The following is an 18,235-nucleotide window of genomic DNA, read 5'->3' as shown; positions in this document are numbered from 1 at the left end:
GACCAATTGAATGGCTCATACCGTTGGCCTTCGTCGCGACGGCCAGTTGGCTTGTTTGGCATCTCCCAGCATTCCTATTGGATTGGCTGCCGTACACCTCTGAATCCCTGAAAAGTCAGGTAACAGAAATATATCTGCGCAGCGACATCACGCCAGAATTGTCTGGCGTGTTCGGGGGGTATGTCGACATCATCGACGTGGCCGCGCTCGTCCTTCTCCCGTTTCTTGCAGTGATTGGTACCAAGACCGTGCGCCCAGCGACGATGGAGTTCGAAGGCTCGACGGCTATGGATCGTTTCGCCCTGTTCATAGGCCGAGTGACGATGATGATGATCGCAATCATGACTGTCGTCATGCTCTACGAAGTCTTCATGCGCTATATCCTGGAAAAGCCGACCGAGTGGGCCAATGAAATGACACTCTGGTTCGCCAGCTTTGTGTTTTTGATGTCTGGTTACTACGCCATGCAGCAACGCAGTCACATTCGGATATTCCTGCTCTACGACGCAGTTCCACGATGGCTTCAACGCGTTTTTGATACGGTTTCGACAATACTGATAGTGCTGTTTGCCTTCTTTCTGGTCTACGGCAGCTACAAACAGGTGTTCGTCAACAAGCTCTATAAATGGGAGCTTTATGGCTCTGCCTTCAATCCTCCGATCCCAGCGACGTTGCAGCCGATGGTGCTGATCGTGATTACGCTCGTCGCAATGCAAGCAATTTTGAACTTAGTCGCGGATTGGAACAAAGAACCGGAAATCCACACAGATGAACCGGACGAAGACGAAATTGAAATGATCAAACGAGCGGTGGGACAAGACTGATGGATATTGGAACAATCTCACTCATCCTGATGGTCGCCCTGATCGTGCTTCTGGCGATCGGGATGCCCTTGGGTCTGGCCTCGGCTTCCCTTGCGGTTCTGGTTCTTGTCCTGAAGTTCGAACCGACACTGCTTTTGAACCCGTTTTCATTTGGCGACGGGGTTCTCACCGGTCGGCCAGGCACTGGGCCGCTCTACATCCTGGCGCAAAAGATATACGGGCTCTTAACGGACTACGTGCTCATATCAGTTCCATTGTTTATCTTCATGGCGTCGCTGCTAGAGCGATCCGGGATCGCACGTGACATGTATTCGTCTTTGAATGTCTGGCTGTCCAGAACACGCGGCGGCATCGCAATCGTGACCTCGATCATGGCGGTGATCATGGCGGCGATGTCCGGTATCATCGGTGGTGAAGTTGTCCTGCTGGGCCTTATCGCCCTGCCCCAGATGCTGCGCCTAGGCTACGACCAGAATCTCGCGATCGGCGTCATCTGCGCCTCGGGGTCGTTGGGCACTATGATCCCGCCCTCGATCGTTCTGATCATCTATGGGCTGATCACCGAAACCTCGATCAAGTCGCTGTTCACGGCGTCTTTCATTCCGGGCTTCATGCTTGCCTCGATGATCATCCTATACATCATCATCCGCACGCAGTTGAATCCTCATCACGCTCCGCTGCCGGAACCGGACCCGAACGACCCCGAACCGGCAGAAAAACGCAAACTGTTTGGGGCCTTCATGAGCATCGTCGTCGCCGGATTTTCCACCGTTCTGTTTATCCGGGCCGCGTTTTTCGAGCTCTCAGGCTCGAACGCTGCCAGCCAGGGTGAACCAGCGCGATTGGGGACAGCTGACTACCTGCCCTGGTTTGCCGGCATCACGATCGTCGCCCTTCTGCTGATCTTCTTCGTCTTTGGCAGAGAGCGCGCCAAAATCGGGTGGGAAATGGGCAAAGGCCTCGTTGCGCCGCTAGTCGTCATCGGCGTCGTGCTCGGCTCGATCTATGGCGGGATCACAGGTATCACCGAGGCTGCAGGCATGGGCGCCTTTGCCGTTCTGATCATCGCCATCCTGAGGGGCGAAGGATCGTTCGAGCTGGTTTGGGACAGCTTGATGCGGACGCTCAAATCCACAGGAACCATCATCTGGGTTACGATCGGGGCTGCCGCGCTGGCGGGTGCATACACCATTGCTGGCGGGCCCCAGTACGTGGCCGACCTTATCGTCGGTCAGGAACTGCCGACCATGCTGGTCATTCTGGTGATGATGCTGATCTTGCTGTTCATGGGCGCATTCATGGATTGGGTCGGCATCGTGCTGTTGATCATTCCGGTCTTTCTGCCGATCGTCCTGCGCCTTCCTATCGAAGAAATCGGTGTCTTTGGCCAGTTGGAGCCGAGTCATGTCGCCATCTGGTTCGGCGTCGTGTTCTGTATGAACATGCAGGTCAGCTTCCTCTCGCCCCCTTTCGGCCCGGCCGCGTTCTACCTGAAATCGGTGGCCCCGCCGCATATCAGTCTGACGGATATCTTCCGCGGCTTCCTGCCATTCATCGGGATCCAGTTGCTGGCGCTTTCCGTTCTTCTGATCTGGCCGGGCATCATCGCGCTGCTGTTGTGAGGTCGCACCCATGCTGACACAAGATCAGATTGGCAAGTTCCAGACGGACGGATACCTCGTGGTCAAGGATGTAATTCCCAGCGATGTGCTGGATCGGGTACAGGCTGAATATTCGGATGTCCTGAACCGGCTCTATGACGGTTGGTACGAAAAAGGGCTGGTCAAGGACGAACCGTCAGGAATGAGCTTCTGGGACAAACTTCTGTCCGCCTATCAGGCCGGTTGCGACTATTTCCAGCCGCTGGACATCTCGTTGCCTGGCGATCGGATCATGGCGGACACACCTTTCCATATTGGGCCCGCAGTGTTCGACTTGCTGACGGCCCAGCCCATGCTTGACATTGTCGAACAGTTGATCGGGCCAGAGTTGGTCAGCAATCCGATCCAGCACGTTCGGCTGAAGCCCCCTGCCCTCAAGCTGTCCAAGGATGAGGTGCGCGCGCACATCACCGCAACAGACTGGCATCAGGACCGGGCGGTTGCGTTGGAGGATGCGGACCAGACCAACATGGTCACGGTGTGGATCGCCGTCAACGATGCAACGGTCAAAAACGGCTGCCTACAAGTGCTGCCAAAGGCACAGGACCAATCCATCCTGCCGCATTGCGCGCGGACGCAGACTGGTATTGCCGACGGGTTCATCGACGAAGGCCGAGCCGTGCCCCTTCCTGTCAAGGCGGGCGGGATCATCCTGTTTCACCCTCTGACGCCGCACGCTTCGCTGGTCAACGAAACGGACCGGTTCCGCTGGTCGTTCGACATCCGCTTCAGTGCGGCGGGCCAACCCACCGGTCGAGACCATTTCCCCAGCTTCATCGCAAGGTCCAGATCGCGCCCAGAAACCGAGCTGCGAGATTGGCGCGTCTGCAAGTCCAATTGGGAAGCGGCGCGAGCAAGGCTGTCTGGACAACCGCTTATAGATATTCACCGGTGGACATCGGACTCGCCGTTCTGCGCCTAGCTGCTGCCCCCAAGAAAGCTGACTATGACTTTTGTACGTTTAGATCGAACGGATAGCGTGGTGGTTGCAACTCGGCCCCTGGACGTCGGCAGTATGGTCGAGGGTATCATGACTAATACGCGCATCCCCTCGGGACACAAGGTTGCCACGCGGAATCTTGCACCCGGCGATCCCGTCAGAAAATACGCCCAGATCATCGGTTACGCCACCCAACCGATCGAACCCGGCGACCATGTGCACACCCACAATGTCGAGTTCCGCAACACCAGCGTGGACTACGAGTTTGCGACGGATCACAGACCCACGAAACCTGCCACATCGGTCGATACGTTCATGGGCTACCACCGGGACAGCGGTCGGGTCGGCACGCGCAATTACATCGCGGTTCTGACCACCGTGAACTGTTCCGCGACTGCGGCCCGCATGATCGCCAACCACTTCACGCCGGACAAGCTGGCCGAGTTTCCGAACGTCGACGGCGTGGTGGCCTTTGTCCACGGAACGGGCTGCGGAATGGCGGATTCCGGCGACGGTTTCGAAGCTCTTCAACGGGTCATGTGGGGGTTTGCGAAACATCCCAACCATGCTGCTGTTCTGATGGTCGGTCTGGGCTGCGAGATGAACCAGATCGACTGGCTACTGGACGCGTATGGGCTGAAGCAGAGTCCAACCTTCCAGACGATGAACATCCAGAACGTCGCGGGATTGCGCCGGACCGTGGAAATGGGCATCAGCAAGATCAACCAGATGCTGCCCATTGCCAATGAGGCGCGGCGCAGCGAAGCCCCGGCGTCCGAACTGATGGTTGCGCTGCAATGCGGTGGATCGGACGCTTGGTCAGGTGTGACCGCGAACCCGGCACTCGGACATGCCTGCGACCTGTTGGTTGCCCAAGGTGGCACAGGAGTCCTTGCGGAAACGCCCGAAATCTACGGAGCCGAACATCTTTTGACCCGCCGCGCCCTTGGTCGCGCAACTGGGGAGAAACTGATCGGACTGATCGATTGGTGGCAGGACTATACTGCCCGCAATCACGGTTCGATGGACAACAACCCAAGCCCCGGCAACAAGCAAGGGGGTCTGACGACCATCCTTGAGAAATCGCTGGGGGCAGCGGCGAAGGGCGGAACCACCCCATTGACCGGTGTATTCAAATACGCCGAACCCATCACCGCCAAAGGCTTCACCTTCATGGACAGCCCCGGATATGACCCGGCCTCGGTGACCGGGCAGATCGCGGCCGGGTGCAACCTTGTTTGCTTTACCACGGGGCGCGGCTCTGCCTTTGGGTCGAAACCGGCGCCGACGCTGAAAATCGCTACTAACTCTGAGTTGGCAGCGCGCATGCCCGAAGACATGGACGTGGATGCGGGCGACATTCTGACCAAAGGTGCCAGCGTCGAAGAGAAAGGACAGGAAATATACCGACGGTTGCTCCAAGTCGCCTCGGGCGCGCGAACCAAGTCCGAGGCGCAGGGCCTGGGTAACTACGAATTCGTTCCCTGGCAAATCGGAGCGGTGATGTGAAACGGATCCTTGTAGCCGGCGGTGGATTGATCGGTATCCGCCACGTGCGCGCCGTAATCGAGCATCCCGGCTGCGTGTTGGTCGGGTTGGCCGATCCAGATGGCTCGATCCAGATCGACGCGCCGCGTTTTGCCAGTATGGACGAGGTGCAGGACCCGGTGGATGGCGTCATCATCGCGACGCCGACCCGCCTGCATGCCGAACATGGCATTCTGGCCGCATCCCGCGGTTGGCACATGCTGATCGAAAAGCCGGTTGCAGCATCGATCGATGATGCCCAGCGCTTGAGGGCGGCCGTTCGCAAGGCCGATGTCCGCAGCCTTGTAGGCCACCATCGGCGGTATCACACAACCTTGCAGCACCTGAAAGAGGTGATCGCGCAAGGTACGATCGGAAAAGTCATCAACGTCTCGTTGCTATGGGCCATGCGTAAACCCGAGAGCTATTTTGAACAGAACTGGCGGACATCTGATGGCAGTCCAGTCATGATCAATCTGGTGCATGATATCGATGTCTTGCGCTTTGTGATCGGAGAAATCTCGGATGTCGTCGCCCTGCCCGGAGCATCAATCCGCGGATCGGATAGAATAGAAAGCGGGGCTGTTGCCATCGCGTTCGAAAACGGCGCGACGGGGACTATCAGCTTTGCCGACACCGCACCTAGCCCTTGGGGGTTTGAGGCCGGAACCGGCGAAAACCCGAATATCGGCACGACCCACCAGGACATGATGTGGATCACGGGAACCAGCGGCGCTGTCAGTTTTCCCTCCATGACCCTGTGGCGTGGAAAGGATTGGGGCACTGCGGCCCAGAAAGACCAACTTACACGACCAGAACAACAACGCGCACCACTTGAGGCGCAACTGGATCACTTCCTTGACGTGATCGACGGCGCCCCTCCACTGATCGACGTGGAGGATGCAGCCCGGACGCTTGAGGTCACATCATGGATCGAACAGGGGCTGAAGGCGCGAACAGCTCGAGCGCGGGCGCCGGCCTGATGGACATGCGGTCCGGCAAATACCGGACCACACAAAGACCAATGATTATCCGCCGGGCAATATGAGCATTCAAACTGCAAAGCCGCCCGCATCAGACACAAGAATAAAAACCAGACACATTCACGGAAAGGGAAACCAATGAGCAAACCATCAATCGGGTTTATCGGCTTGGGACTAATGGGCGGAGCCATGGTGAGCCGACTGTTGGACCTGGGATACTCGGTCGCTGTATTGGGAAACCGCGACCGCACATACCTGGACGCTGCGATTGACCGGGGCGCCCGCGAGATGCAAAACGCCCAAGAACTGGCTGAGGCCAACGACATCGTGATGTTGTGCATGGGCACCTCCGAACAGGTCGAGAGCCGAATGCGCGGCCCAGATGGAGTGATTGCGGGATTGAAACCTGGGGCTATCGTCATCGACTTTGGCACCTCGCTCCCAGGCAGCACACGCGCCTTGGCCGAGGAGGTTGCCGCAGCTGGCGGAAGCTACCTGGATGCGCCACTTGGCCGGACGCCTTCGCACGCGCTAGAAGGCAAGCTCAACATCATGACGTCCGGCAATAAGGCTGCCTTTGACAAGGCCAAGCCGACACTGAAGGATTTGGGCGAAAACGTCTTTTTCCTTGGCCCCGTTGGGTCCGGACACACGATCAAGCTGATCAACAACTTCTTCGGAATGACCGTCGCGAACGCTATGGCCGAAGCCTTTGCCATGGCAGATATTACCGGTGTTGACCGCAAGCAGGTGTATGACGTTATGGCCGCAGGGCCGCTGCATTCTGGAATGATGGATTTCGTCAAAGCCTATGGCGTCGAGAATGATCCAAACCAGCTGGCTTTTGCCATCAAGAACGCGGCAAAAGACCTTGGGTATTATGACCGTATGGCACGCGATGCAGGCGTTACCAGCGTGATGTCGCAGTGTGCGCTTTCGGCGCTGAATGACGCGCGCGACCACGGTCAGGCGGATGACATGGTCAGCCAGATGGTTGACTACTACGTCAAGCGTTTCAGCACCTGATCGATGGCCGTCACCGCCAACCCCAATGCGGACCTGCCGCGCCTTGGCATCGTGCTGATGCTGACGGCGTGGCTATTCTTTTCGCTTGTGGACCTCGGGGCCAAGTGGTTGGCGTTGGCCGGCGTGCCGGCATTTCAGTTGGCGTTCATGCGCTATGCGGGTCACTTCGTGATCTCAGTGGGTGTGATCGCCAAGGGCGGGATTGACGCCAGCCGTTTCAAGACCGACCATCCATGGCAGGTGATAAGTCGGGCCTTACTGCTGATCTCGGCGACCGTTTTCAACTTTTATGCCCTGCGGTTTTTGCCTCTGACCGTTGTGTCAGCAATCATGTTCTCAAGCCCGGTCATCGTGTGCTTCTTATCCGTTTTCGTGTTGAAAGAAAGCGTGGGACCATGGCGTTGGGCGGCTATCATACTGGGCTTTCTGGGGGTGTTGGTTGTCGTGCGGCCGTTTGGTTCGGCCTTTCATCCGACCATGTTGCTGATCGTCTACAACGCCACCGCTTTGGCTTTGTACTCGATCATGACGCGCAGGCTGTCCGGGGTTGTTGCCGTGGACACCATGCAATTCTACCTCGGGCTTACCGGGACGGTGGTCCTGCTGCCCTTCGCCATCTGGTTTTGGATCCAACCGGAAAACACCTGGAGCCTGATCGTCCTGATCAGTCTTGGCGTCTTTGGATGGTGCGGGCATCAACTGCTGACGAACGCGCATCGGTTCGGAACGGCGAACCAGCTGATGCCATTTACCTATTCGTTCCTGATCTATGTTGCGATCTGGGGTTATCTGTTCTTTGACACGGTACCGGACACATTCACTTTGGCAGGGGCTGCGCTGATCATGGTTGCCGGTCTCATCATCTGGAAAAGAGAAAAGAAATGACGCGAATTGCCTGCATCGGCGAAGCAATGATTGAATTGTCCATGCTGGAAACCGGCGCAAAGGTGGGTGTCGCGGGCGATACGCTGAACACGGCCATCTACATGCACCGCGCAGCGCCTGACCTGCAGGTGGAGTATGTGACATGTTTGGGCGACGACCCGTTCTCGGGGCGCATCGCGGACTTCATCGCCAGTCATGGCATCGGGACATCCGGCATCCGCATCATTCCGAACGCCTCTCCGGGCCTGTACGCGATCACGACCTCTGCGGATGGGGAACGCAGCTTTACCTATTGGCGCAGCGAAGCGGCCGCCCGTCAGCTTTTTTCCGATCACGATTTCAGCTCGTTGAACGGCTATGACGTGCTGTACTTGTCGGGGATTTCCGTGGCCATTCTTCCGCATTCGGTAAGGCTTGCGCTTCTGGACTGGCTCGAAGGCGCTTCAGTCCGGTTGGTCTATGACAGCAACTTTCGTCCGCGTCTTTGGGATTGCGTTGAACACGCCCGGCAGATCAACCAGCGGCTTTGGCGACGTGCGGACATTGCCCTGCCATCCATCGACGACGAGATGGCACTGTTCGGGGAAAGCGCCGAACAGGTGGCCGCACGCTTTGCGGGTCATCACGGAATCGGAGCGTTGAAGCGCGGAGAGAATGGCCCCCTGTCCATTGGTCAGAGCATTGACCAAACCTATGAGCCTGCCAAAAACGTGCTGGATACGACCGCGGCGGGCGACAGTTTCAACGGTGGGTACCTCGCGGCGTTACTGACGGGAAAAACACAGGCCGAGGCCCTGATGGCTGGACACAATCTGGCATCCACCGTCGTTCAGTTCCGCGGCGCGATCATTCCCGGATAAGCGGCGCGAGATCCTCGGCTCCGACAAGACGCAAAAGCGGCACTAGCGGATCTGGCTGCTTGACAGCCAAAGCGATTTCCGACGCGCAAGGATCGTTCAGCGCCCGACCTTTGGCGGTCTCGGACAGGCAATAGGAGACCCAGGCCCGCATCCCCGCGATCACCGCCTGAGAGTCGGTCTCACGAAGTGTGGGAACAAATCGATACGGCAGCTTCTGGCTTCCATCCATCGCGATTTGGTCCAGACGATGCGCCAACTCGGGGTTTTCAAAGCGGCGCAACAGAGCCTCGGCATAGTCCGGAACCTGTGCTTGCACCGCAGCGGGCAGCGTTGCGCCCGCATCTTTCATCAACTCGGAAACCAGCGGGCGCAGAACCGGGTCTCGAACCGCCTCGTGGACGTAGGTCAGGCCGCACTCCAACCCGGCATAAGCCAACAGGGAATGGGCCCCGTTCAACATGCGCAGCTTTCGCATCTCGTGCGGGGCCACGTCATCGACCAGTTGCACGCCCGGCCAATCCGGATGCGGTCCGGCAAAATTGTCTTCGATCACCCACTCAGAGAACGCCTCGGTCGGAACAGCCATTCGGTCACCGCTGATTGCGCGAACGGCGTCAGTGGTGGCCGGGGTGATCCGGTCGACCATCGCGTTGGGAAAGCGAACGACACCCCAATCCACGTCCAGACCGGCTGCTTTCGCGAAATCGGAAACGGCCGTCTCGAGCGTCTTGCCATTTTCCATACGATTGTCGCAGCTTAGCACCGTCACTGGCTTGCGCCGTTCCGCAAGACCAAAGGCAAGAAACCCGATCAGCGTTGCGGGTCCCTGCCCCGCCAGATCGGCGGCAATCGCCGGGTCCTGGAGGTTCAGCTTGCCCGCGGCATCCAGATGATAACCTTTCTCGGTCACGGTCGCCGAGATGATCTCGGCATCCGCCATCACATCAAAAACCGCTGCGCGATCCTCGGGCGCGACCAGAACGTCGCGCAGAGCTTTGATGCGCCGGACGCCCTGCCCCTGTACACACAGATCGTACTCGAAACCCTGCCGGGCCAATCCATCCCGAACCGAGGATGAACGCAGGCTGACGCCGACAACGTCCCATCCACCCGCTTGATCGGTGTAGTCCAGCAAATGCGCCCGGGCAAAGTTGCCGAGGCCGAAGTGAAGAATTGTACCCATCTAGCTTTGCAATCCATAAACCTGTTTCGCCAGATCGACCGCCAGCAACCGAGCAAGATGCTCGGCACTGTCCCGACCGAAGTAACCGCGCGCAACCTGCTCCGCCAAATGAATCGCCACGCCCCGCCGCCAGAGGTCGTGTCGTGCAGGAATGGACAGAAAAGCCCGTGTGTCGTCATTGAACCCGGCCAGATTGTAATACCCGGCCGTTTCAACGACCTGATCAAAATACCGCGCAATCCCGGCTGGACTGTCGTGGAACCACCAAGGCGGCCCGATCCGAAGGCACGGCCAATGTCCCGCCATTGGTGCCAGTTCACGGGCGTAGGTGCCTTCGTCCAGTGTGAACAAAATGATGCGCAGTTCCGCCGAGTTTCCGACCCGGTTCAACAGCGCCTCAAGGCCCGTGACCCAATCCATCGCGATTGGAATGTCGGCCCCCTTGTCCCGTCCGAAATCCCGCATTACCGCGTTGTTCGTGTTGCGTTTGCTGCCCGCATGTATCTGCATGGTCAGACCATCATCGACAGACATCTGCGCCATTTCGATCAGCATATGCCCGTAGAAACGGCGGGCGTCCTGTTCGGTCCCCTCCCGCCGTCTCAGCCGCTGGTACAGCGCATCCGGGTCCTCAAGCCACTCGGTCTGTACACGTTCGATACCGTGGTCGGTGGCGGTACAGCCCAGTTGGATGAAATAAGCTCGCCGCATCCGCAGTGCGTTGAGATAGCCATCATAGCTGTCCAGATCGCAGCCTGTCAGCTCGGCCAACTTGTCCAGGTTCTGTACGAACTCCGGGTCCGCCCCATCCAAGACCCCGTCTGGGCGGAAAGTCGGAACAACCCGCCCGCCCCAACCGCTTGCACGGATCTCCTGATGCTGTGTGAGAGTGTCGAGAGCCGAATCCGTAGTGGCCAGAACCTCGATCCCGAACCTGTCGAACAATGCCCTCGGGCGAAAATCGGGTTGCGCCAACTTTTCCGCGATCTTGTCGTAGATCAGATCTGCGGTGCGAGAAGACAACTCCTCGGACACGCCCAGCGTTTCATGCAGTACGTAGTTCATCCAGATCCGGGAAGGCGTTCCAAGAAACAGATGCCAGTGCTCGGCAAAGGTGCGGAAAACGGCGCGAGGATCCTTCTTTCGCCCCTCTTCCCCAACGCCGAGTTCCGACAAGGGAACGCCCTGCGAATAGAGCATACGGAACACGTAATGGTCGGGAACCACCAACAGCTCTGCCGGGTTGGGAAACGGCGCGTCGGTTGCAAACCACCCCGGATCGCAGTGACCATGCGGAGATACGATCGGCAGGTCCTTGATGCCCAGGTACAGGTCTTCTGCCATCCCATTCAAATTGCCAGTCAATTCTGCCTCCGATACTGCCGCCCGCAATTGTTAACACAGTTTTTAATGGTTGCATCTTTCCCGTTCGAACCCGCAGACTGACCGTGTGATCCGGGGGAATGAATGAATATTGCGCTGATTGGTTTGGGGATGGTTTCGGGCACGCATGTCGCTGCCATTCAAGCATCGGATCAAGGCCTCAGTCTTGCCGGCGTCCTCGGGCGCAACTCTGAAAAAGCAGCGGAGTTCGCGCGGCGAAACGGCACCCGCGCATTCGGCTCGATCGAGGAAATCGCAGACGACCCAAACGTCGACTTTGCGATCATCGCAACACCGCCCGATCAGCGCTCAGAGTTGGTTCGGGTTCTTTCGAGCGCTTCGAAACCGATCCTGATGGAAAAGCCCATCGAGAGAACGCTGGGCGCCGCGACAGCCATCGTCGAGCAGTGCGAGGTATCCGGTGTGCCGCTGGGCATAATCTTTCAGCACCGCGCCCGCGCCGCCTCGCAGGCGCTGAAATCAGCCATTGAACAGGGTGAGCTGGGCGCGATCGCCACGGTGGAGATCCGTGTCCCCTGGTGGCGCGATCAGAGCTACTATGACGAGCCGGGTCGCGGCACTTATGCGCGCGACGGAGGCGGTGTCATGATCTCGCAGGCAATCCACACGCTTGATCTTGCGATGTGGCTGCTGGGGCCGATCTCGGACATTCAAGCCATGATGAGAAAAACTCCGTTACACGATCTCGAAGCTGAGGATTGGGCAGGTGCAGTCTTTGAAACGGATAGAGGCGCCGTGGGCACTATGATGGCGACTACTGCCGAATATCCCGGGGCCGCTGAGTCCATTACCATCCAAGGCACACGCGCCAAAGCGCATCTGGAGTCAGGTGTCCTGACCTTAACGACTTTCGATGGTCATAAATCCACGGTTGGCGAAACGTCCGCCACAGGCGGAGGGGCCGATCCCATGGCGTTCACCCATGCTTGGCATCAGGCGGTCATCGAGGATTTCGCCAAGGCTGTTGCCGATGGCACGCTGCCCATGGCCACCGGACGCAGTGCCCTTTTGACCCACGCCGTCATAGACGCGATGCAGATCGCCAATCGAACCGGCCAGAAAACACGAGTCATCTCATGAGACTGACCTGCGTCGCCCTTGGCCTGGACCACCGCCATATCTATGGCATGACGGAAAACATGCGTAAAATCGGCGTGGACTGCGTTGGCTACTGGACACAAGGCGATCCGGAAACGCTACCGGGCTACGTCAAAAGGTTTCCCGATATTCCGCGGCTGGCCCGACTGGAAGACGCCCTAACCTGTGGGGCGGATCTGGCGCTGATTTCGGCAATACCGGCAGATAGGGTCGCGTTGACGATCCGCGCCATGCAAAACGGCATGGATGTCATGAGCGACAAGCCGGGCTGCACGACGTTCGAGCAACTCGACCAGATCAAGCGAGCTGTCGCCGACACCGGTCGAATCTGGTCGGTGAATTTTTCCGAACGATTTGAAACGCCCGTCAGCACCCGGGCGACCGAGTTGGTCGAGTCCGGTGCCATCGGGCGCGTGATCCAGACGGTTGGGCTTGGCCCGCACCGATTGAACCGGGCAACCCGGCCGGATTGGTTTTTTCAGCGTGACCGCTATGGAGGTATTCTGACCGACATCGCCTCGCATCAGATTGACCAATTCCTGCATTACACAGGTTCGGAAACCGCTGAAATCACAAACGCTTATGTGGCGAACTACGCAAACCCCAACGATCCCGGATTGCAGGATTTTGGCGAGGTCAATCTACGAAGCGAGAATGGCACCGGTTACATCCGGGTTGACTGGTTTACGCCGGATGCCCTGCCAAACTGGGGGGATGGCCGCCTGACGATCCTGGGCACCGAAGGCTATATTGAGTTGCGGAAATACGTTGATGTGGGTGGGGCCAAAGGGACGGACCATCTGATCCTCGTCAATGGTGAAACCTGCCAAAAGATCGACGCAACCAACGCCGGTCTTCCCTATTTTTCGCGCCTCGCCGATGACATCCGCAACCGGACCGAAACCGCGATGACACAGACCCACTGCTTTACGGTCATGGAACTGGCACTGCACGCGCAGGAAATGGCGGAACGCAGATGATCAACGTTGCGATCCTTGGCGCAGGTATAGGTGCGCAACATCTGGACGCTCTGGAACGGCTTGACCGCACCTTCCGCGTAGTCGCCGTGGTCGACCAGAATACGGACCGGATCGAACAGATACGGCAGAACTCGGATTTTCGAGCACTAACCAACATTCAGGACGCTCTGGATGATCCGGCGATTGATGTCATCGACATCTGCCTGCCGCCGCATCTGCATGTACCAACCACGCTTGCCGCACTGGCCGCAGGAAAACACGTTGTCTGCGAAAAGCCTCTTGCGACCTCGATGCAGGATGTGGATCGGATCACGGAAGCCGCCTGCAGCGCGGGCAAGTATGTTTTTCCAGTTTTTCAATACCGGTGGGGTCCGTCACTGGCCCAATTGCGCCACCTGCAACGCGCAGGCCTGACCGGAGCGGTTCAAACTGCCGCGCTTGAAACCCATTGGTCCCGAGGGGCAGACTATTACGCGGTTCCGTGGCGGGGAACATGGGCCGGTGAACGCGGCGGCGCAGTGCTGGGCCATGCCATCCACAACCATGATCTACTGACTCATATCGCGGGTGATATCGCCTGGGTGTCTGCAATGGCCACAACGCGGGTCAACCCGATCGAGACCGAAGATTGCGCAGCGATCTGCTTTGGCACGACTTCCGGAGCTTTGTGCACAAGCAATATCACACTAGGCGCCGCCACGGACGAAACCCGCCTGCGGTTCGTCTTTGAAAAGGTGACCGCCACCTCAGGTACGGAACCCTATGCCCCAGGTCAATCGCCCTGGACATTCGTCGCGCGGGCCCCGGTGGATCAAGCCGCTGTCGACGAGGCTCTTGCGGCCTCCGCCGCCGAGCCAACTGGTTTCGAAGGCTTCTTTGCCGAAGTCGGCAAGGCATTGCGATCCGAGGCAAATTCGGCCGTTACGCTGCAGGACGGCGCAGCGTCCATCGGCCTTGTGACGGCGATTTATCACGCGGCGCGCACCGGGCAGCGTGTTGCCCTTCCCATCAGGCCCGATCACCCGCTGTATGAAGGATGGCTGCCATGAAACAATGCTGGCGTTGGTTCGGACCCGATGATCCGATCGCTCTGGCTGATCTCCATCAAGTTGGGGTTCAGGGCATCGTTACCGCTTTGCATCACATCCCGCCGGGACAACCTTGGGACGAACCGAGCATCGCCGATCGGCAGACAGTTCTGGCTGCTGCCGGGTACAGTTGGGACGTTGTCGAAAGCCTGCCCGTCTCGGAGGCGATCAAGACGCAGTCCGCAGACATGGCCGAGCATCTGCAGGCATATAAATCCAGCCTCAGGGCTCTATCCGCCCGTGGCATCAAAGTCGTTTGCTACAACTTCATGCCAATCCTGGATTGGACGCGCACCGCCCTTCGCGCCCCGCAGCCGCATGGCGGAACGGCCATGCTGTTCGACCTGACCGATTTTGCCGCTTTCGACATTCATATTCTTGAACGTCCGGGCGCGTCCGAAGACTATTCCAGCAACGTTCAGCAAACGGCCAAGGATCGCTTCTTGCGCATGTCGGATGAATCCAAGGCCCAGTTGCAACACAATGTCACTGCGGGGCTGCCCGGCGCCAATGATCAGTGGAGCGTGCAGGACGTGCGCGCTTTGTTGCAGACATATACGCATATCGACCGTGACCGGCTTCGTGCAAACCTCATCGACTTCCTGTCTGAGGTCGCCCCAGTGGCCCAAGAACTGGATCTGCGCTTGTGCTGTCATCCGGATGATCCGCCGTTCTCGTTGCTCGGTCTGCCGCGGATCATGTCCAGCACCGATGACTACGGCGCCGTTCTGGATGCGGTTGATTTGCTGGCGAATGGCGCAACGCTGTGTACCGGTTCGCTTGGAGTGTCCCCTGAATTCGATGGGCCGAACTTCGTGCGCAGGCATGGCGACCGGATTCACTTTGTCCATCTGCGGAATACCCAACGCATCGCCGGATCAGACAATCAGAAGCCGGACTTTTTTGAGGCCCCGCATCTGGAGGGCGATACCGACATGGTCGGCACCATTCGCGAATTGATGAACGAACAACGCCGACGCAAATCCCAAGGGCGTGGCGACTGGCAAATTCCGATGCGGCCCGACCACGGACAAGAACTGCTGAGCGATCTGGGCGGACACAGCACTCCCGGCTATCCGCTGATCGGACGAATGCGCGGGCTGGCGGAATTGCGCGGCATAATGGCGGCGTTCTCGTAACGCGTCGGATCAGGCAGTTTCTTTCCGCCCGCAACACTTCTTTGCTTGCCTGAGCGCCGCATTCTTCGTTTACTTACGGCACGTAAACGGGCAGCGGGGTGTCTTCCGGACTCGCCCGACGTCTGCTCAAGACGCGTGAAACTCCCGCGAAAACCGATGCGATTGGGCATCATTTTTCGAAACGTCTGCCATACGGAAATGGCGGAAAACGGGTGGATTCTAAATGAAAACAGCAGGCGTAATCGGTCTTGGCGACATGGGCAGCGGCCTTGCCAAGAACCTGATCAAGAATGGCTTTGAAACATCAGGTTTCGACCTGAGCGAGACACGCATGACGGCATTTAACGACATGGGCGGCCTGGCCAAGGACAGCGTGGGACAGGTCGGTCGTCACGCTGCCAGTGTGTTTGTCATGGTGATGAACGGAGATCAGGCCCGCGTTGTCATTCTGGGTGAAGATGGCCTGGTTGCGAACATGGCCAAAGGCGGAACGGTCATCCTGTCGGCGACCATTACCCCGGCCGAAGCAAGCGCTATCGGGCAAGACATGGAAGGTTCGGGCATCCACCTTATCGACACCCCGGTTTCGGGTGGTTTTCCCGGCGCGCAGAACGGCACATTGACGATGATGGCTGCCGGAGCTTCGGATGTGCTGGACCGAAATGCCGAAGTCATGCAGGCAGTGTCGGCAACCATTCATCGGGTCGGAGAAAACGCAGGCGACGGGCAAACCGTGAAAGCTTGCCTCCAATCCCTCATCGGATCAATCTTTTCCGCCACGTTTGAGGCTGCGGCTCTCGCGGCCAAAGCCGGTGTCAGCGGTCAGGCCTTGCTTGATGTGTTCTCCTCGTCCAGCGCAGGGTGTGGAGTCGTGAATACCGCCCTTGAAAACATCATTGATCGCAAGTTCGAAGCTACCGGCAGCCATATCGCAACCATGCATAAGGATCTGACGATCTCTCTCGCACTGGCCAGTGCGTTAGGCGTTCCCATGCACACAGCGTCATCCGCAATGCAGATCTTTCACGCCGGAAAAACCAAATACCCGAACGGCGACAACTGGGTATGTACCCGCGTCATCGAAGAGATCGTTGGCGCTGAATTGCATCGCTGAGGGGACCGGACATGAAATTAGGTGTAATTTGCGACGGCATTTCCCGCGATCTGCGGCATGCCGTGGACGTAATGGACGAATTCGGTCTGGACTATGCAGAGCTTCAATTCGTTGGCGATACGGAGGTCGGAGACCATTCCCCGCAGGAAATTGCCGAGATCGACGCGCTCTTGCGCGACCGGGGCAAACCTGTGTCGTGTCTGTCGCGCCATATCTTTGCAGGGATGACAGCTGCCAACAGACCCGGCGACGACCTGCACACTCGGCACATGGACGCTTTGAAACGCGTGATTGACATGGCTCATGTTGTTGGGTCTCCGCTCGTTCGGATCATGACGCAACGAAAGGAGCAGATACTCTGGGGAAAAAACGGCGCCGAAAAGTGGAACGTAGCGCATGGGGTATGGGACACGATGCCGCCTCTGATCGCGCCGGCGGTTGAACTGGCAAGAGCTGAGGGTGTGACTCTCGTCGTGGAAACCGGAAACGGCACGCTGGTTAATTCCAACTACACAGCCCGCAAGCTGATTGACGAGTTAGACGCAAAAGACACCTTGAAAGTGCTGTGGGACCCCGGAAACAACTGCTGGTGCCATGAACTGGCATACCCAGACGGTTATGAAGAACTGCGCGGCGGCTACTTGGGTCACATTCACATCAAGGACGTAAAGGTCGACACACCCCGGGCAACGCTGGAAGTGCGCCGTATGGGGGAAGGTCAGCTTGCGCCTCTGTTCCAACCCATCGCGGGCGCGCTCAGATCCGACGGCTTTGATGGCGTGATTTCCTTCGAGAGCGTTTATCACCCCGGCAACGGGAACTTCGAAGATGGTTTTCGTCTGTGTGTGGACAAGTTCAAAAGTCTGTTTGCATAAGGGTACAGCCAATATGCGTTCAAAATCATATGTTTGAACCCCGCTACTGAACGCCAAGCGGAGTGTAGAAAGCTGAGCGCGTTCTCGCGAAATAATGGAAAGGGCCTGCTGGATGAAGCAAGAGTTTTTTGAGCTGTCCATTGAAACTCCCGGCAAATCCCTTACCGACATCAGTGGGAAGGTTCAGCGTGCGGTGTCCGAACATGAGTTTGTCTCGGGCCTGCTGACCCTTTGGTGCATCCACACGGGTGCTGCGCTGTTGGTGCAAGCCAATGCCGATCCCGAGGTGCTCAAGGACATCGAGACGTTCTTTGAGAAACTGGTACCCAAGTCACCAGGCAAGTATCACCACCGCCCGACCGAGGACGACAACGCTCCATCGCATCTGCGAGCGCTGTTGACGCAAACTCAGGTATCGATCCCAGTCGAACAGGGGCAGCTTCCGCTGGGCCGCGTACAAAGCCTGTACCTGTTCGAACATCGAGAGGCGCCAAAAAATCGCCGATTGAAGGCTCACTACATCGGGACTTGAGGTTTCGGGTCAAATAGAGCGTTGGCGGTGCTAACGCCCCATCCAGCCCCCGTCGACGACAAGGATTTCACCGTTGACGAAGTCAGACGCGGCAGAGGCCAGAAAGACCACCGGTC

General features: G+C 58.2%; 17 protein-coding genes. 15 read left to right on the top strand and 2 right to left on the bottom strand.

What is annotated here, in order from left to right:
* Positions 1–77 precede the first annotated feature (77 nt).
* From ACR0JF_RS04210 to ACR0JF_RS04175, 8 genes are all read left to right on the top strand, one after another.
* Complete coding sequence (locus ACR0JF_RS04210; RefSeq protein ID WP_480668903.1) at positions 78–824, top strand: TRAP transporter small permease subunit; 747 nt, start codon at positions 78–80, stop codon at positions 822–824.
* On the top strand, positions 824–2,446 hold the full coding sequence (locus ACR0JF_RS04205) for a TRAP transporter large permease (RefSeq protein ID WP_142634770.1): 1,623 nt from the start codon (positions 824–826) through the stop codon (positions 2,444–2,446). Before ACR0JF_RS04210 ends, ACR0JF_RS04205 begins: the two co-directional genes overlap by 1 nt.
* A 10-nt stretch (positions 2,447–2,456) precedes the next feature.
* Positions 2,457–3,407 (top strand): phytanoyl-CoA dioxygenase family protein, encoded by a 951-nt coding sequence (locus ACR0JF_RS04200; RefSeq protein ID WP_170662382.1) that lies wholly within the window; start codon positions 2,457–2,459, stop codon positions 3,405–3,407.
* Between the two features lie 24 nt (positions 3,408–3,431).
* Complete coding sequence (locus ACR0JF_RS04195; protein WP_170662380.1) at positions 3,432–4,934, top strand: altronate dehydratase family protein; 1,503 nt, start codon at positions 3,432–3,434, stop codon at positions 4,932–4,934.
* Positions 4,931–5,935 carry a Gfo/Idh/MocA family protein gene (locus ACR0JF_RS04190; RefSeq protein ID WP_170662378.1) on the top strand — a complete coding sequence of 335 codons (1,005 nt, stop codon included), beginning with the start codon at positions 4,931–4,933 and terminating at the stop codon, positions 5,933–5,935. The genes ACR0JF_RS04195 and ACR0JF_RS04190 overlap by 4 nt, the downstream gene beginning before the upstream one ends.
* A 90-nt stretch (positions 5,936–6,025) precedes the next feature.
* The gene (locus ACR0JF_RS04185) at positions 6,026–6,961 is read left to right on the top strand and encodes an NAD(P)-dependent oxidoreductase (protein WP_480524752.1); all 936 of its coding nucleotides are present in this window, start codon (positions 6,026–6,028) and stop codon (positions 6,959–6,961) included.
* Between the two features lie 3 nt (positions 6,962–6,964).
* Positions 6,965–7,846, top strand: a complete 882-nt coding sequence (locus tag ACR0JF_RS04180) for a DMT family transporter (RefSeq protein WP_170662374.1) — start codon at positions 6,965–6,967, stop codon at positions 7,844–7,846.
* Positions 7,843–8,706 carry a sugar kinase gene (locus tag ACR0JF_RS04175; protein ID WP_170662372.1) on the top strand — a complete coding sequence of 288 codons (864 nt, stop codon included), beginning with the start codon at positions 7,843–7,845 and terminating at the stop codon, positions 8,704–8,706. Before ACR0JF_RS04180 ends, ACR0JF_RS04175 begins: the two co-directional genes overlap by 4 nt.
* Here the strand turns inward: ACR0JF_RS04175 and ACR0JF_RS04170 are convergent.
* Both ACR0JF_RS04170 and uxaC read right to left on the bottom strand, forming a co-directional pair.
* Positions 8,693–9,889 carry a mannitol dehydrogenase family protein gene (locus tag ACR0JF_RS04170; protein WP_170662370.1) on the bottom strand — a complete coding sequence of 399 codons (1,197 nt, stop codon included), beginning with the start codon at positions 9,887–9,889 and terminating at the stop codon, positions 8,693–8,695. The two genes, ACR0JF_RS04175 and ACR0JF_RS04170, sit on opposite strands and share 14 nt — an antisense overlap.
* Entirely contained in the window at positions 9,890–11,233 is a 1,344-nt protein-coding gene (gene uxaC / locus ACR0JF_RS04165) for a glucuronate isomerase (RefSeq protein WP_170662579.1), read from the bottom strand.
* A 123-nt stretch (positions 11,234–11,356) separates the two neighbouring features.
* Between uxaC and ACR0JF_RS04160 the strand changes: the two genes are divergently transcribed.
* From ACR0JF_RS04160 to ACR0JF_RS04130, 7 genes are all read left to right on the top strand, one after another.
* A complete protein-coding gene (locus ACR0JF_RS04160; RefSeq protein ID WP_170511765.1) occupies positions 11,357–12,373 on the top strand; it encodes a Gfo/Idh/MocA family protein in 1,017 nt (338 codons plus the stop codon).
* The gene (locus ACR0JF_RS04155; RefSeq protein ID WP_170662368.1) at positions 12,370–13,371 is read left to right on the top strand and encodes a Gfo/Idh/MocA family protein; all 1,002 of its coding nucleotides are present in this window, start codon (positions 12,370–12,372) and stop codon (positions 13,369–13,371) included. Before ACR0JF_RS04160 ends, ACR0JF_RS04155 begins: the two co-directional genes overlap by 4 nt.
* Entirely contained in the window at positions 13,368–14,420 is a 1,053-nt protein-coding gene (locus tag ACR0JF_RS04150; RefSeq protein ID WP_170662366.1) for a Gfo/Idh/MocA family protein, read from the top strand. The genes ACR0JF_RS04155 and ACR0JF_RS04150 overlap by 4 nt, the downstream gene beginning before the upstream one ends.
* Positions 14,417–15,598, top strand: a complete 1,182-nt coding sequence (gene uxuA / locus ACR0JF_RS04145; RefSeq protein ID WP_170662365.1) for a mannonate dehydratase — start codon at positions 14,417–14,419, stop codon at positions 15,596–15,598. Before ACR0JF_RS04150 ends, uxuA begins: the two co-directional genes overlap by 4 nt.
* Positions 15,599–15,821: 223 nt before the next feature.
* A complete protein-coding gene (locus tag ACR0JF_RS04140) occupies positions 15,822–16,712 on the top strand; it encodes an NAD(P)-dependent oxidoreductase (protein ID WP_170662363.1) in 891 nt (296 codons plus the stop codon).
* 11 nt (positions 16,713–16,723) lie between these two features.
* The gene (locus ACR0JF_RS04135) at positions 16,724–17,587 is read left to right on the top strand and encodes a sugar phosphate isomerase/epimerase family protein (protein WP_170662361.1); all 864 of its coding nucleotides are present in this window, start codon (positions 16,724–16,726) and stop codon (positions 17,585–17,587) included.
* A gap of 112 nt (positions 17,588–17,699) precedes the next feature.
* On the top strand, positions 17,700–18,119 hold the full coding sequence (locus ACR0JF_RS04130) for a secondary thiamine-phosphate synthase enzyme YjbQ (protein WP_170662359.1): 420 nt from the start codon (positions 17,700–17,702) through the stop codon (positions 18,117–18,119).
* Positions 18,120–18,235: the final 116 nt, after the last annotated feature.

The sequence above is a fragment of the Ruegeria sp. BG11 genome (assembly GCF_056538565.1).
Note: the sequence above shows the minus strand (reverse complement) of the source record. Positions and strands in the feature narration are given on the sequence as shown.

What these genes read in the sequence shown, in the direction of transcription:
- uxaC (WP_170662579.1), bottom strand. Translation starts at nt 11,233, where the DNA reads ATGGCAGAAGACCTGTACCTGGGCATCAAGGACCTGCCGATCGTATCT.
- ACR0JF_RS04175 (WP_170662372.1), top strand. Translation starts at nt 7,843, where the DNA reads ATGACGCGAATTGCCTGCATCGGCGAAGCAATGATTGAATTGTCCATG.
- ACR0JF_RS04135 (WP_170662361.1), top strand. Translation starts at nt 16,724, where the DNA reads ATGAAATTAGGTGTAATTTGCGACGGCATTTCCCGCGATCTGCGGCAT.
- ACR0JF_RS04160 (WP_170511765.1), top strand. Translation starts at nt 11,357, where the DNA reads ATGAATATTGCGCTGATTGGTTTGGGGATGGTTTCGGGCACGCATGTC.
- ACR0JF_RS04150 (WP_170662366.1), top strand. Translation starts at nt 13,368, where the DNA reads ATGATCAACGTTGCGATCCTTGGCGCAGGTATAGGTGCGCAACATCTG.
- uxuA (WP_170662365.1), top strand. Translation starts at nt 14,417, where the DNA reads ATGAAACAATGCTGGCGTTGGTTCGGACCCGATGATCCGATCGCTCTG.
- ACR0JF_RS04140 (WP_170662363.1), top strand. Translation starts at nt 15,822, where the DNA reads ATGAAAACAGCAGGCGTAATCGGTCTTGGCGACATGGGCAGCGGCCTT.
- ACR0JF_RS04205 (WP_142634770.1), top strand. Translation starts at nt 824, where the DNA reads ATGGATATTGGAACAATCTCACTCATCCTGATGGTCGCCCTGATCGTG.
- ACR0JF_RS04195 (WP_170662380.1), top strand. Translation starts at nt 3,432, where the DNA reads ATGACTTTTGTACGTTTAGATCGAACGGATAGCGTGGTGGTTGCAACT.
- ACR0JF_RS04155 (WP_170662368.1), top strand. Translation starts at nt 12,370, where the DNA reads ATGAGACTGACCTGCGTCGCCCTTGGCCTGGACCACCGCCATATCTAT.
- ACR0JF_RS04170 (WP_170662370.1), bottom strand. Translation starts at nt 9,889, where the DNA reads ATGGGTACAATTCTTCACTTCGGCCTCGGCAACTTTGCCCGGGCGCAT.
- ACR0JF_RS04130 (WP_170662359.1), top strand. Translation starts at nt 17,700, where the DNA reads ATGAAGCAAGAGTTTTTTGAGCTGTCCATTGAAACTCCCGGCAAATCC.
- ACR0JF_RS04200 (WP_170662382.1), top strand. Translation starts at nt 2,457, where the DNA reads ATGCTGACACAAGATCAGATTGGCAAGTTCCAGACGGACGGATACCTC.
- ACR0JF_RS04180 (WP_170662374.1), top strand. Translation starts at nt 6,965, where the DNA reads ATGGCCGTCACCGCCAACCCCAATGCGGACCTGCCGCGCCTTGGCATC.